The sequence below is a fragment of the Cryobacterium sp. 10S3 genome (assembly GCF_034344045.1).
GTDB lineage: Bacteria > Actinomycetota > Actinomycetes > Actinomycetales > Microbacteriaceae > Cryobacterium > Cryobacterium glucosi.
Window position 1 is genome coordinate 3,968,422 of the sequence record NZ_CP133773.1, and the last position, 14,540, is coordinate 3,982,961.

The 14,540-nt window shown below is 71.9% G+C and carries 10 protein-coding genes; 4 read left to right on the forward strand and 6 right to left on the reverse strand.

Going from position 1 to position 14,540, the window contains the following annotated elements; translation table 11 throughout:
- Positions 1 to 7 precede the first annotated feature (7 nt).
- Complete coding sequence (locus tag RHM57_RS18390) at positions 8 to 952, reverse strand: NADP-dependent oxidoreductase (RefSeq protein ID WP_322189102.1); 945 nt, start codon at positions 950 to 952, stop codon at positions 8 to 10.
- Between the two features lie 139 nt (positions 953 to 1,091).
- On the opposite strand from RHM57_RS18390, the gene RHM57_RS18395 reads away from it, so the two are divergent.
- From RHM57_RS18395 to RHM57_RS18405, 3 genes are read left to right on the forward strand one after another with little or no spacing between them, the layout of a single operon-like run.
- Positions 1,092 to 2,111, forward strand: coding sequence for a LacI family DNA-binding transcriptional regulator (locus RHM57_RS18395; protein ID WP_322189895.1), 1,020 nt, complete (start codon positions 1,092 to 1,094; stop codon positions 2,109 to 2,111).
- Positions 2,112 to 2,120: 9 nt separating this feature from the next.
- Complete coding sequence (locus tag RHM57_RS18400; RefSeq protein WP_322189104.1) at positions 2,121 to 2,645, forward strand: pyridoxine/pyridoxamine 5'-phosphate oxidase; 525 nt, start codon at positions 2,121 to 2,123, stop codon at positions 2,643 to 2,645.
- A complete protein-coding gene (locus tag RHM57_RS18405) occupies positions 2,642 to 3,676 on the forward strand; it encodes an oxidoreductase (RefSeq protein ID WP_322189106.1) in 1,035 nt (344 codons plus the stop codon). Before RHM57_RS18400 ends, RHM57_RS18405 begins: the two co-directional genes overlap by 4 nt.
- 60 nt (positions 3,677 to 3,736) lie before the next feature.
- Here RHM57_RS18405 and RHM57_RS18410 read toward each other — a convergent pair whose 3' ends face one another.
- On the reverse strand, positions 3,737 to 8,818 hold the full coding sequence (locus RHM57_RS18410) for an SCO7613 C-terminal domain-containing membrane protein (protein ID WP_322189108.1): 5,082 nt from the start codon (positions 8,816 to 8,818) through the stop codon (positions 3,737 to 3,739).
- A gap of 223 nt (positions 8,819 to 9,041) precedes the next feature.
- Positions 9,042 to 9,857 carry an alpha/beta fold hydrolase gene (locus RHM57_RS18415; RefSeq protein ID WP_134560373.1) on the reverse strand — a complete coding sequence of 272 codons (816 nt, stop codon included), beginning with the start codon at positions 9,855 to 9,857 and terminating at the stop codon, positions 9,042 to 9,044.
- Between the two features lie 81 nt (positions 9,858 to 9,938).
- On the opposite strand from RHM57_RS18415, the gene RHM57_RS18420 reads away from it, so the two are divergent.
- The gene (locus tag RHM57_RS18420) at positions 9,939 to 10,898 is read left to right on the forward strand and encodes an AEC family transporter (protein WP_322141086.1); all 960 of its coding nucleotides are present in this window, start codon (positions 9,939 to 9,941) and stop codon (positions 10,896 to 10,898) included.
- Positions 10,899 to 10,911: 13 nt separating this feature from the next.
- Here RHM57_RS18420 and RHM57_RS18425 read toward each other — a convergent pair whose 3' ends face one another.
- Genes RHM57_RS18425 through RHM57_RS18435 form a run of 3 tightly spaced genes read right to left on the reverse strand, consistent with a single transcriptional unit; the run spans position 10,912 to position 14,455 of the window.
- Entirely contained in the window at positions 10,912 to 11,544 is a 633-nt protein-coding gene (locus RHM57_RS18425) for an antibiotic biosynthesis monooxygenase (RefSeq protein ID WP_322136807.1), read from the reverse strand.
- 40 nt (positions 11,545 to 11,584) lie between these two features.
- Positions 11,585 to 12,421: an exodeoxyribonuclease III gene (locus RHM57_RS18430; protein ID WP_322189111.1), complete on the reverse strand. Its 837-nt coding sequence runs from the start codon at positions 12,419 to 12,421 to the stop codon at positions 11,585 to 11,587.
- 9 nt (positions 12,422 to 12,430) lie between these two features.
- On the reverse strand, positions 12,431 to 14,455 hold the full coding sequence (locus RHM57_RS18435) for a fructose-specific PTS transporter subunit EIIC (RefSeq protein WP_322189113.1): 2,025 nt from the start codon (positions 14,453 to 14,455) through the stop codon (positions 12,431 to 12,433).
- Between the last annotated feature and the right edge of the window lie 85 nt (positions 14,456 to 14,540).

Sequence of the window (14,540 nt, forward strand, 5' to 3'; positions counted from 1 at the left end):
GGGCGGGTCAGGGCAGCAGGACGATCTTGCCGCGCGGATGCCCGTGCTCGCTGAGCTCTTGGGCTGCGGCCGCCTCGGCGAGCGGGAAGACCGCTGCGATCTCGACATCGAACCGGCCGGCGGCCGCCAGCTCGGTTGCAAGTCGCAGGCCCGCCGCCCTGAGCTCGACCTGCTCCGGGGTGAGCGGAACCGGGCTGCCGCCTGACCAGGCCTGGATGCCGAGCTCCGCCGCCTTCCGGCCGACCACGATCGTGCCGATCCTGCTGCGGTCGGCGACGAGCGCGAAGGAAGCCTTGAGGGCCTCGTCGGTGCCCGCGGCATCCAGGACGACGTCGACGCCCCGGGGAGCCACCGAACGGATGCGATCGACGAGACCGGGCCCGTACACGACCGGGATCGCGCCGAGTTCGGCCAGCCGGGCCTGGTTCGGCTCGCTCGCCGTCGCGATCACGGTCGCGCCGTCGAGCAGGGCGAACTGGATCGCGGCCTGTCCGACGCTGCCAGAACCGCCGTGGATGAGCAGGGTGTCCGCCGATCCCAGTCCGAGGGAGCGGAGCGCCTGGTAGGCCGTACCGGCCGGCACTCCGAGGGCCGCGGCCTCCGCCCAGCCGAGTGCGTCCGGCTTGCGAGTGAGCTGCGCGGGGGTCGCTGTCAGGTGGCTGGCATAGGCGCCAGCGGCGCCGAGCACGATCACGGCGTCCCCGACCGACCAGCCGGTCACGCCGGCGCCGACCTCGACGATCCGCCCGGCGGCGTCGGAGCCCGGCCGCCTCGGCGTCGTGATCGGGCCCGTCGGGCGGATGGCCCTGCGGATCTTCCAGTCGATCGGGTTCACGCCCGCCGCCCGGACCGCGACCACGACTTCGCCGGCGGATGCCCGGGGCTCGGCCACCTCGACCAGCTCGAGCACCTCGGGTCCGCCGAATTTGCTGTACTGAACGATCTGGGCCATGGGGTCTCCTCGAGTCGGTGGAGGGCGGAATGACAACCCCCTCCCGCATTTTGACACCTCTGCGCCTCCGCAATAGTCTGGGCATCAGCTTGGAAACGTTTCCACTTGACGCAGTCCCGGCAGGGCAGGGGGTGCAGTGATGGTCACGATCACCATCAAGGACGTTGCCGCGCTCGCCGGCGTCTCCGTCGCGACGACGTCCCGGGTGCTCTCCGGAAACCCCGCCACCTCGGCGGACGCCCGCTCCCGGGTGCAGGCGGCCGTCGCGGAGCTCGACTATCGGCCGAACGCCCAGGCCAGGGCGCTCCGGTCCACCCGCACGCACGCGATCGGCCTGCTGGTGCCGGATGTCCGGAACCCGTTCTTCGCGGACCTCGCCCACACGGTCGAGCAGGCTGCCCTCGTGCACGGCTTCGTGACGCTGCTCGGCAACGCGAACGAGCGGAAGGACCAGCAGGACCGGTACCTCGACAACCTGATCGCCCGGCGCGTCGACGGCATCATCGTCGCGCCGCTCGGTGACGGGAGCGGCAGCATCCGCTCGGTCGTCGGACGGGAGATCCCGGCCGTCTTCATCGACCGCACCATCGAGGGCATCGACCTGCCGAGCGTCACGACGGACAGCGACACCGGGATCCGGGAGGCGGTCGATCATCTCGCCGCGCTCGGGCACACCCGGATCGGCTACATTGCCGGGCCGCAGTCCACCTCGACCGGCCGTGAACGCTACGCGAGCTTCGTCCGGGCCGCCGGCGACCGGGGCCTCAGCCTCGACCCAGCGCTCATCGTCTTCGGCGACTTCCAGCCCGAGAGCGGCTCGGCCGCCGTGCGCACCCTGCTCGCACTCAATGAACCGCCGACCGCGCTTCTCGTCGCGGACAGCCCGATGGCGTTCGGCGCGATCGGCGCGATCCAGAAGCTCGGCCTCCGGATCGGCACCGACGTCGTCCTGGTCTCCTTCGACGACATCGACTGGCTCGCCCTGCTCGATCCGCCCGTGAGCGTCATCGCGCACAGTGTCGCGGACATGGGCCGGATCGCCGTCGACATGCTCAGGACCGTGATCGACGGCGGCACGCCGGAGTCCGTGCGCCTGCCCAGCCGGTTGATCATCCGGGGCTCCTCCGCGACCCCGGTCGATCCCAGTCGATCCCGCTAGGCTCGGCGCGTGACCGAATCCTTCCGTTCCCTGTTGCGCTCCCTGCCGGACTTCCCGGCCTCCCTCCCGCCCTTCGACGCGAAGGCCGCCGAGTCCGATCCCGCCCGGCTCTTCCAGGTCTGGCTTGCCGCCGCCCTCGCCGCCGGGGTGCCGCAGCCGCACGCCTTCAGCCTCGCCACGACGACCGCTGCCGGCCAGCCGTCCTCACGGATGCTGATCCTCAAGAACATCGACGAGGCCGGCTGGCACTTCGCGAGCTCCGCGACCTCGCGCAAGGGCCTCGAGCTCAGTGAGAACCCGAGCGCGGCGATGAACTTCTACTGGCCGCAGCTGGGCAGGCAGGTGCGCGTTGTCGGTTCGGTGATCGAGCTCTCGGCCCGGGCATCCGCGCAGGACTGGGACGAGCGCCCCGGCGCCGACGGCCGGCCCAACCCGAGCTGGCGGCTTTACGCGCTGCAGCCGAGCGAGATCGAGTTCTGGCAGGCGAGCGCCGACCGGAACCACGTGCGCTACCGGATCGAGCTGTCGAAATGACCGCCGCTTCTCCGAAGAAGTCGCCGAAGAAGCCCGGCTGGACCGCCGCGGACATCCCCGACCTCCGGGGTCGCACGATTATCGTCACGGGAGCGAACTCGGGGCTCGGATTCGTGACGGCGTCCGAGCTGGCCGGGCACGGGGCATCCGTCACCCTCGCCGTGCGTGATCTCGCCAGGGGCGAAGGCGCAGCGCGGCGCATCCTGGCCGGGCTGCCGGCCGACCGGGCGGCGGATGCCGCGGTGCAGGTGCGCGAGCTCGACCTGTCCAGCCTCGCCTCGGTTCGGGCCTTCGCGAGTGCCTGGCTCGCCGAGCACCCCCAAGGACTCGACGTCCTCGTCAACAACGCGGGCGTGATGAACGTGCCGGAGCGCCGGACCGTCGACGGATTCGAACTGCAGTTCGGCACCAACCACCTCGGCCATTTCGCCCTCACCGGGCTGCTGCTGCCCGGCCTCCTCGCCCGCGCCGCGGCGGCCACCGGCCCGGACGCGGTCACCGGCCCTTACGCCGGCCGGAAGGCCCGGGTCGTCACGCTCTCCTCCGCACTGCACCGGCGCGGCCGGATGGACTTCGACGACCTGATGGGCGCGCAGAAGTACAAGGCCTGGGCTGCCTACGGCCAGAGCAAGCTCGCCAACCTGCTCTTCACAAGCGAACTCCAGCGCCGGGCCGACGCGGCAGGGGCACCCCTGCTCGCCCTCGCCGCCCACCCCGGGTACGCCCGTACGAACCTGCAGTCCGTCGGCGCAAGCATGCGCGGCAACAACAACGGCTTCGAACGCCGTCTGACGGATCTCGCCAACCGGGTCCTCGCCCAGCCGGCCGAGATGGGGGCGCTGCCCACGCTCTACGCTGCGACCGAGCCGGGACTCGCCGGCAATACCTTCGTCGGGCCGGACGGCTTCGGCGAGCAGCACGGCCACCCGCATCCGGTCGGGCGGTCCGAACGGGCCGGCAACCACGCGGATGCCGTGCGCCTGTGGTCGGAAAGCGAACGCCTGACCGGGGTCACCTTCGATCTCGGCTGACAGCGCGCCCGCGTCACGGCAGGGGGCGGCGACACGCGACGGTGTCGCTGCGCTGACCCGTCAGCGGAGCGACGAGATGCCGAGCGCGATCTGCTTGAGAGCGCGGATCCGCTGCTCGTAGCGGGCAGCGAGCACGATCAGCAGGGTGCCGCCGATGCCGAGCCACAGCCACCAGGCGACGGCCTCGTAGGCCAGCGCGATCCACGGCCACAGCTGGGCGAGACCGTGCACGAGCAACACCACGGCGCCCAGCACGAACGGCGCCTGCAACCGCTGCCACAGGCCGGCCAGCAGCACGGCGACCGCGAGTACTCCGAGCCCGACGACCCGCCAGAGCGGGCTCTCGGTCACGTCGAGCAGGAGCGACGGACCGAGCAGCACGAAGAGGCCCGGTGCGAGCCACGGCCAGCTGCGCGCGGACGGCGTCGCCTCGAGGTGCAGCCAGCCGCTCGTGACGAGCGCGAGGGCGAGCGGAACGCTCACGATCTCGATCGGGTGCGGAACGCCGTGGCCGTAGCCGGCGAGCACCGCGACTCCGCCGGCGGCGATGGCCAGCCACGCGACCCAGCGGCCGGCCCGGCCCGGGTCGAGCTGGAACACCGAGACGTGCACCGCGGAGAATGTCCAGGCGAGCAGCACGACGCGGATCGTCGCGAGAGGCGCATACCCGAGCGCGGCGACTTCGGCCCCGAGCACGCCGGCCATCGCCAGGATCACGAGACCGTAGCCGAGCGCCGACGTCGCGGAATCCGTGGCCGGCACCTGTCTCGGGCCGGTCCGCACCGGGCCGGGCGTCGAACCGGTGAAGCGGATGCCGTCGCGCGCATCGCCGTCGACCGGGCCAGTCGGTGGGTGGTCGCCGACGGCCGCGGCGAGACCGGCGACGGGGCCGCGGCGGGCCGCGGCCAGGAGGGCGATTCCGGTCGCGGCCACGAGCACAGCCGCGGGCAGGAGCCAGCCCTCGAGCCGGGAATCCGGCCCGGCCGGGACGGTGTCGAGGAGCGGGCTGACTCGGTTCAGGGCGGTGAGCAGCACGGCGACGAGTCCGGCGGAGACGGCCGGCCAGGCCAGCGGACGCCACGCCGGTGTCGCTGTGAGCGTGGCGCCGGCGATCGCGAGTGCGCCGCCGAAGGTGAGCACGAGGATCGGGCGGAGCAGGGACCCGTCCGGTGTCGGCGGGATCGTGGCGCTCGGGAGCACGGCGAGCAGGAGGCCGGCCTGGATCCAGAACCGGGTCGACCGGGCCGCGCCCGAGTCCGCGGCCGTGGCCGGGACGGGGCTGTGGAACTGGCCGGCGGCGAGGAGGCGCCCGCCGACGATCACGAGTCCGACCGGAACCGTCACGATCTCGAGCGGAACCGGGACACCGTGCAGGTATCCGCCGAGCAGTGCGACGCCGGCGCCGCCGAGGGCGGCCCAGGCGAGAGCGCGGCCCTCCCTGGTGCGGTCCCACCGGATCAGACCGACGTGCGCCGCCGCGCAGGCGAGGGCGAGCAGCACGACGCGCGGAGCGGCGAGCGGGGTCTCGTCGGGGGCCGCTGCGGCGAGGCTGAGGACCTCGGCGAGTGACCCGAAGGTGACGGCGACCGTGAGCAGGCCGTATCCGGTGCGCACGGCGAGCCTGGCCGTGAGGTGGGCGTCACCGGGACCCGAGGCGTCCCCGAGCATCCGTCGCCCGGAGCGTGCGCTGAGGATGCCGGCGACAACGAGAACCAGCAGTGCGGGCAGGAGCCAGGCCTCGATGAGGAGCCCTGCGTCTTCGGTGGAGCGGAGGAGCGCCACGATCCGGCCGCCGCTCGTCACGAGCAGCCCGAGGGTGCCGCTCGCCGCGGCCGCGGCGAGGTACCCGGACCGCGGCGGGGTCCAGCGCAGGGCGCAGGCAGTGAGCAGCAGCGCGGCCGAGACGCCGCTGACCGCGAGCGGGCGGGCGAGCGGGCCGGTCCCGGCGACAAGCGCGACGGGCACGAGCGCGACGAGCAGCCCGGCGAGGGTGAGCCAAGCGGCGACGGGGCTCCCGGCCGTCCTGCGGTCGACCAGTCCGAAGCGGCGGATGAGCGCGGCCAGCACGAGCAGGACCGCCGCGACGGGCAGCACGTAGGGTTCCACGGCCTCGGTGCCTGACCGGGAGAGGCCGAGCCAGAGGCCCGCGATTCCGAGGCAGAGCGCCACCCAGCCGAGGTGCCGTCGCGCGGAGTGCGAGCCGAAGAGCCCGTCGGGGGCGATCGCGGCCAGGAGCGCGGCGAGGCCGGCGAGGAGGAGCGCGACCCAGCCGAGCGGGCGGCTCGTGGCGATCGCCGTGATCGTTGCCGGGCCGAGCACGAGCAGTGCGCCGACCTCGAGGGCGAGCCGGTCGGAGTGACCGCGGGACACCGTCCCGGGCGACGTGCGTAGCGCGAGCGACACGAGCGTGAGCCCGAGGGCGCAGCACAGGATGGCGGCGGCCGGCGCGGCCACGTCGGCGACGGTGGCGGGGGCATCCGCTGCCCGGAGCACGGCGCCGAACAGCAGGAACAGCACCGGGGCGATCGCGACGATCGCGGTGAGCCGCTCGATGGGAGCGGCGGCGCGGTTGCCGCGGAGCGTGAGCCAGAGCACGGCGGCAGTGAGCAGCAGCACAGTGTGGATGATGCCCGCTGCCGGTTCGGGCTGCAGCAGGACGGCGCGACCGGTCGGGTCGAGGGCGGCGGCGAGGTCCCCGACGGGCAGGGCGAAGGCCAGGATCGTGGGGGCGAGCAGGGTCCGGAAGGCCCAGCGGCGCTCGGTGGGCTGCACCCAGCGGGGCAGCGGCACCGCGAAGAAAAGCTGGAGGAGCGCGGTCGCGAGGGTGAGGCCGCGCAGCTGGTCCACGAGCAGCACGGTCGCCGGCGGCCGGGCGCCGAGGGTGAGCGCCCACGGCGCGACGATGACGGCGAGCAGGGTGAGCAGGAGCGCGCCCGCCAGGAGCGCGCCGCGTCCCTGTTCCCGCCCGCTGTGCGCGGGGCGGTCGGGGGTTCCCGCGATGTGGGCTTCTTGGACGTTGTCGAGCAGGCCGCGGGCGACGACGAGCGCGAGGATGCCGGTGGCTGTGCCGATCCACCAGGTGTCCGACCGCGCCCAGCCGACCAGGAAACCGAGGGAGACGCTCACGATGACGAGGGTGAGCACGATGGGACGGAGGGAACCGAGCGGCAGCCGGTCGCGCTGGTGCGCGAGCAGGGCGAACAGCGCGCCGCCGCCGAGCAGCCCGAAGAGCAGGGTGACCAGCCATACCGAGCCGGGGAGCTGCCCCGCGAACGGGACCGCGAGCACGAGAGTAGCCGCGAAAACCGCCGCGACCAGGCGCGTGCGAGCGTGCAGCAGCCCCCCGGCGTGCCAGATGACGGCGGCCAGGGCGCCGGCTGCGACGAGGGCGCTGAGGGCCCAGAGACTGTTCGGGCCGACCGGGTTGTCCAGCTCGTCGAACCAGGAGAGGAGCGGGTTGAACGGCCTGCCTGGGTCGCTCGCGAACACAGTCAGGCCACGCACGAGCGCGACGCCGAGCGGCCACGCGGCGCTGGAGACCGTCGCGAGGGCGAAATAGCCCGCGGCGAGGGCCGCCGTCAGGGCCGCGACGCGCTCGGCGGTGCGCCGCGGACCGGCGGCGCGGTTGGACACGAGCTCCAGGCCGAGCGCGAGGGTGAGCGCGACCAGCAGGGGCGCCGTGACAAGGAGCGGGATGCTGGTGGTGCGGATCGCGACGATCAGGGCGATCAGGGCGAGCGCGAGGGCCGCGACGGCCGAACAGAAGCAGGCGAAGGCGAGCGAGCCTGCGCCCGGGCCGGCCGGGGCAGAGGCTGAGGCGACCGATTGGGCAGGGTCGGCCGGGGCCTGGGCCGGAGGTACCGCGCGCACCCCGAGGATCGTGACGGAGTGCACGGCGGCGACGAGCGCGACCGCACCGAGCAGCCAGAGCGGGGAGAGTTCGCTGCCCGTCTCCACGAACGGGGCCGTTGCGAGGGCACCGAGCAGCGACACGACGGCGAAACCGAACACGATCGCCCGCTCGGGCGCCCGGTCGGCGCCTGGCCAACGACCGACCGGCGCGGCGGCGCCCTTCGGCGTCGACGCCCGGGTGAACCGGTGGATGAGCGCGCCGACGGATGCCCCGAGGCACGCGAGGTAGACCCGGGTCAGGTCGTTCTGGCCGACCGCCGCGGCGGAGACGAGCAGGCCGAGCCCGGGCGCGGCGGCCGCGAAGCCGGCGACACTCGCGACCCGCAGCCCGGATACGGCGTGCCAGCCGAGGAACAGCCCGGTGCACACGAGGAGCGTCACCCCCCAGTAGCCGTCGGACTCCGCCGCGCCGAGCCCGAAGAGGTCGTTCTGCCGGAGGGACCAGGCGTCGAGCAGCACGAGTACGACCGCGAGGGCGCCGATGCCCTCCGCCGTGACCCCGAGTCCGCGGCGCTTGAGCACCGCGGCCGTGACCAGCGCCCCGGCCGTGAATGCCCCGACGATGAGGGAACGCACGAGGAGCCCGGCGAAGATCCAGGCGACCGTGAGGAAGAAGATCGCGGCGACCGACACGAGCGTGACCCCGACCACGAGCAGCAGGATCTGCACGCTCGACCGTTTCGGCGGGAGCGAGGGGTCCCGCGGCGCAGGTGCGGCCTTCGGGAGTGCCTGCCGCGGCGGGGACTGGTGGGCCGGCGTGGACAGCGCGGGCGCTGATCGGGAGGGCGTCGGCGTCGCGTGCTCTGACGGAACCGGCACCGATGGCGCGGTCGAAGCCCAAGCCGCGATCGGGACCACCAGGGGAGCAGTCGCCGGCGGTTGGGGGAGCCAGGACAGGGGAGGCGCCGGAGCCGGCGCGGTCGGCGTGTGCTGCACCTGTTGGGCGGCGGCCCGGGCCCGGGCGGCGTCGAAACGCAGGCGCCCGATCAGCGCCACGCGCCGGTCGAGCAGTTTCGCGGCATCCGTTGACACGGCCAGCAGCTCGGCGGCGACAGGATGCCGCAGGTCGAGCCCGCAGGACGGGCACCCGTATGGCGCGAGCGGGGTCTGGCAGGCCGGGCACAGGGTCGTGTCGGTCAGGTCGCGGAGCGAGCCGGGCCAGAGCACCGTGCCCGCGTGCTGCGCGAATGGATCGGGTGCGGCTGAATCGCCGCCGGCCGGGTCTGACATCGTTGCCCCTCGCTTGATGTGGACTGCCCCCACAGGTTAGCGTGTCGCCGCCCGCTGGCGGGATGCCCCGTTCGGCCTGTGGACAACCGCTCCCGTCTCCGCCCGCGCCCCCTGTCGTTCCGCGAGAGCGGAGTTGTGGCCCCTAAACCAGCGTTTTAAGGGCCATAACTCCGCTCTCGCGGGAGTGCGAGCGGATGCTCCGGGCGGGGCGGGGCGACGGGGGCTAGAGGCCGTTCGAGGTGAGCCAGTCGAGGAGCACCCGCTCGAACTCGTCAGGGAGTTCGACGCTCGGCAGATGCGCGGCGTCGCGGAAGGTGCAGCCGCTCGCGAAGGGCAGCGTCGACAGCAGGTACTCGTACTGGGCGAGCGCGGGCGTCACGTCGAACTCGCCGACCGTCACGAGCGCGGGAACCTCGATATCGATCACCCGGTTGCTCGCGGGCGGTTCGAGCGGGATCGGGATCGGGTTCTCCTCGGCGTGCACGACATTGACCCGGTTGAGCGCGTAGGCCGTCGACACGAACTCGGGATCGAGGGCCTTCTCGTCCCTGGTCGTGCCGATCGCCCACAGCGCGACCTCCAGCCGGGCGAGCCGGTGCCAGTCACGGGCGTCGAAGGCCTCGTCGAGTTCGTCGAACCGGGCGTCCTCGAGCTCGGTGAGCTCGACTTCGGGGAAACCGCTCGGGCCGGACCCGATCGTGACGAGCCCGGCGACCCTGTCCGGGCTCTCGAGGGCGATGTCGATCGCGATCGACCCTCCGCGCGAGCAGCCGACGAGGGTCGCGGACGCGATGCCGAGATGATCGAGCAGCGCGACGGCATCCGCCCGGTTGGAGAACGCGACGTTCTCGGTCGTGGTCTGCCCGAAGCCGCGCGCATCGAACCGCACCACGAAATGCCTGGCGGCGAGGGCTGCGACCTGGGGGTCCCACATGCGCAGGTTCGCGATGCCGGCGTGCAGCAGCAGGATCGCCGGCGACGACAGCGCACCTTCGGTCTCGTAGTACATCGACGCACCCGGAACGCTGAGATGAGGCATGCTTCGAGCGTACGGCTGTGGCGTGACCGCTGGCAAGACTCGCGCTCTCCTGCAGCAGAACTGTCCCCTAATCTGGGAGTAATGAGCGGCGTCCTGGTCGGGTTCTCCATCATCGGATTCGTGATCCTGGTGGGCTACCTCATCGAGCGTGCGGGGTTCGCTGGCCCGACGGCCGGGTTCGTGCTCAATCGGGTCGCCTTCTTCGTGGCGATGCCCGCGCTGATGTTCACCGTCCTGAGCCACACGGATGTCCGGGTGCTGTTCTCCTGGTTCCTCCTGACCACCCTGTGCACCGTCCTGGTCATCGTCGTGGTCTACCTCGCGGCCAGCCGGTTCCTCGTGCGCCGCAGGGCGATCGGTGGGAGCCGGCGCCGGGACCGCGTGGCGGAAACCGCGCTCGGCGTCGCGGGAGCCGGCTACGTCAACGCGAACAACATCGGCCTGCCCGTAGCGATCTACGTGCTCGGCAGTGCGCACTACGTCGCCCCGGTGCTCCTCCTGCAGCTGCTCGTCTTCGCGCCGATCCTGCTCGGCATCCTCGACGTCGCGACGAGCGGCCGGGTCTCGGTCCGGTCGATCCTGACCCAGCCGTTCCGGAACCCGCTGATCCTCGCCTCCCTGTCCGGTCTGATCGTGGCCGTATTCCGGATCCCGATCCCGGACGCCGTGTTCGCACCCCTCGACATCCTCGGAGGGGCCGGTGTCCCGATGGTCCTTCTCTCGTTCGGCATGTCACTGCGCGGCGACCGGATCCTGCGACCCGGCTCAGGGAGGAAGCAGGTCGCGCTCGCGGCGACGCTCAAGGTGGCCGTGATGCCGGTCGTTGCCTGGGCCTTCGGCCGATTCGTCTTCGGGCTCGGCCCCGCAGAGCTGTTCGCCGTCGTGACAGTCGCAGCCCTGCCGACCGCGCAGAACGTCTTCAACTATGCGGCCCGGTACGACCGCGGCATGGTCGTCGCCCGCGACACCGTGCTCGTGACGACGATCGCCGCCATCCCGGCGTTGCTCGTGATCGCGGCCCTGCTCGCGCCGGCCGCCTAGGCCTGCGGGTGGTCTAGACCTGTGGGCGGCGGTAGGCGGATGCCGGCGGCCGGGTCAGCCACGGGCGGAGCCACCGCGTGATCCACGGCATCACGAGCAGTGTCATCGTGGGCGCCATCACGAGGGTCGTCATCAGGATGCGGGGCACGATCGGGTAGCCGCCCCACTCGGGGATCGCGAGTGTGACGAGGAAGGTGAAGACCACGTTGGTCGGGAAGAAGCCGAGGCCGATCGCGACGGTCTGCTTCCACTGCGAGGGCTGGTAGATGCCCGAGTCCGCGCCCTCCTGCGGGGTGTCGAACCAGCCTTCGATGCCGGTGCGCTTCTGCACGCGGGCGTCGAGGATGTAGTCGACGCCCTGGGCGAGCCACTCGGCGCGCTCATCGGAGCCTTCCCAGGCATCCAGTGAATCGGAGTTGTCGAAACGGTAGAGCATGTGCCAACTGAGCGAGTCCGCGCTCGTGCGCACCCAGCCGGAGCCGAGGAAGCCGGGGAACGCGCTCGCGAGGTCCATGCCCTGCTGGGCCCAGTGGGTCGCCTCGGCTATCCGGGTGGGTTGCACCCGGCGCGTGATGGAGACGGTGACGGAATCGGACGGCCCGGCCGCCGCCGGATTGCCGTCGTTCCCCGGCGATACGGAAGACATGCTTCCAGTATCCCCGACGGTCGCGTCATCCGGCGAGGGGTCAGAAGATCATCGGGCGGTCGTCGTCCTCGTCGTCGAGGGTGAGGTCGACGACGACGGGCACGTGGTCGCTCGGTGCGTCGCCCTTGCGTTCGTTCCGGTGGATGCTCGCGGCGGTGACGAGGTCGGTGAACGCCGGTGAGCCGAGGATGAAGTCGATGCGGAGGCCCTCGTTGCGCGGGAACCGCAGTTGCTTGTAGTCCCAGTAGGTGAAGCCCTCCGGAACGAGGGTGCGCACGGGGTCGGTCAGCCCTGCGGCGGCGAAGGCCTCGAAGGCGGCCCGTTCCGGCGGTGAGATGTGCGTCGACACCCCGGGGACCAGCGTCGGGTCGCCGACGTCGGAGTCGAGGGGGGCCACGTTCCAGTCGCCCATCAGCGCGAGGGCGAGATCGGGGCGGGCGGCGAGTTCGGCGCGGGCGTGCTCGTCGAGCTTCGCGAGCCAGTCGAGCTTGTACGCGTAGTGCGGGTCGTCGAGCGCGCGCCCGTTCGGCACGTAGAGGCTCCAGAGCCGCAGGTCATTCACCGTGACCCCGAGCGCACGGGCCTCGAGCGGCAGCCCGGGGCCTTCCTGGCCTTTCAGGAAGCCGGGCATGCCGGGGAAGCTCGTTGCGACATCCGTCATAGGGTGCCTGCTCGCGAAGGCGACGCCGTTCCACTGGCTGAGGCCGTGGATGGCGAGCTCGTACCCGGCCTCTTCGAAGACGTCGGAGGGGAACTGCTCCGGCTTGCACTTGATCTCCTGCATGGCGAGCACGTCGATGTCCTCGCGCACGAGCCAGTCGACGACACGGGCGGAGCGGGCTCGGATGGAGTTGACGTTCCAGGTGGCGATGCGCATGCGCCCAGCCTATTTGACGGATGCCGGCTTCGGGCCGACCTGCGCGGCCAGCGCCGCGAGCACGTCCGCCGGGGTCGCTGCCGACTGCAGTGCGGCGCGGAAGGCGGGCTTCATCAGGGCGCGGGACAGCTGGGCGAGCACGGTGAGGTGCTCGGTTCCGGCCGCCGCCTCCGGAACGGCGATCAGGAAGATCAGCGTGGCCGGGGTGCCATCGGGCGCGTTCCAGGCGACGCCGTGCCTGCTGCGGGCGAAGGCCAGGATCGGGGCGCTCACGCCGTCCGATTTGGCGTGCGGGATCGCGATGCCGTCTCCGACGGCCGTGGTGCCGAGCTTCTCGCGGGCGAGGGCCGCCTGGATGACGACGCCTGCGTCGGTGACGCGGCCGGTGGCGCCCATCCGGCCGACGAGGGTGCGAATCATCGCGTCGGTGTCGGTCTCGGCGGCGTCGAGCACGATCGTGTCTTCGTCGATGTAGTCGAGAACCGTCTTCGGTGCCGGTGCCGGGGCCGGGGCCGGTGCCGGCACTGCCTGTGGTGCCGTCGAGACGGATGTCTCCGCGGCGGCCTGCCGCGTGTGGCGTTCGGCCCTGCGCGCGGACATTCCGAGGAGCAGCAGGGAGACGAGGGCGGTGACGACGGCACCGATGAGCAGGGCCGCGAAGTACATCGGCACCCCGGAGACGGCGCCGAAGACGGCGACGATCGGTCCGCCGTGCGGCACGGAGTCGGTGACCGCGAAGAGGGCTGCGATGCCGCCGGCGACGGCTCCGCCGAGCATGTTCGCGGGGATGACCTGCAGCGGCTTGGCGGCGGCGAGCGGGATGGCGCCTTCTGTGATGCCGAAGAACCCCATGAACAGGGCGGCGATCCCGGCCTCACGCTCCGGCTTGGAGAAGTAGCGGCCGCGGATCAGGGTGGCCAGGCCCATCCCGAGCGGCGGGACGGCGATCGCGGCGGCGACCATGCCCATCGGGGCGGGGTTCCCTGTCGCGATCAGGGCGCTGCCGAAGAGGAACGCGGTCTTGTTGACCGGGCCGCCCATGTCGAAGGCGACCATGGCGCCGAGGATCAGGCCGAGCACGATCGCGCTGCCGCCCTGCAGGCCGGTGAGGAACGTGCTCATGGTGGAGAAGACCCAGCTGATCGGCTGGCCGAGGGCGAGCACGAAGGCGCCGCCGACGATCACGGTGGTGAGCACGGGGATCACGAGGATCGGCATGATCGGCTTGATGTACCGGTGCACGGGGATTTTCTTGATGCCGAGGGCGACGAAACCGACGAGGAACCCGGTGACGATGCCGCCGATGAAGCCGGCGCCGGACTCGGAGTGGTAGAACGACCCTGTCGTGGCGATCCAGCCGCAGATCATGCCCGGCGCGAGCCCGGGCCGGTCGGCGATCGCGTAGGCGATGAACCCGGAGAGGATCGGCACCATCAGGGTGAAGCCGAGCACGCCGATCTGGTTGATCGTCAACCAGAAGCTGCCCTCCGGGATGACGAGACCCTTCGGGGTCGCCTCGCCGCCGAGGGAGAGCGAGATGGCGATCAGCAGCCCGCCGACCACGACGAACGGGATCATGTAGGAGACGCCGTTCATCAGGGCGCGGTACAGGGTGCCGCCGACGTCTGACCTGCCGGTGGTCGGGGCGGGGGTATTCCCGGCCGAGCCGTCGGGTCCGTCGGCGGCCGCTGACGGCGCGGCGGCGAGGGCCTCCCGGATCAAAGCGGCAGGGCGGTGGATGCCGTCGGCCACCCCGACGGAGATGATCCGCTTGCCCGCGAAGCGTGACGGGTCGATCCTGGTGTCTGCCGCGATCACGACGGCGTCGGCACGGTCGATGTCGGCCGGGCTGAAGGCGCCTTCGACGCCGACGGAGCCATGCGTCTCGACCTTCATGTCATAGCCGAGTTCGGCCGCCGCGGCCGATAGCTTCTCGGCAGCCATGTAGGTGTGCGCGATGCCGGTGGGGCAGGCCGTGAGGCCCAGGATCAGGAGTCGATGTGGTGCTGTTGTCGCGGTGAGGGGTTCGGGCATGGCTCGAGAGTCCTTCCGGGCCGAGGTCGACCGGAATCTCCGTGAACACCGCAGCTCAATTTCATAAGCTTAACTAACTTTATTT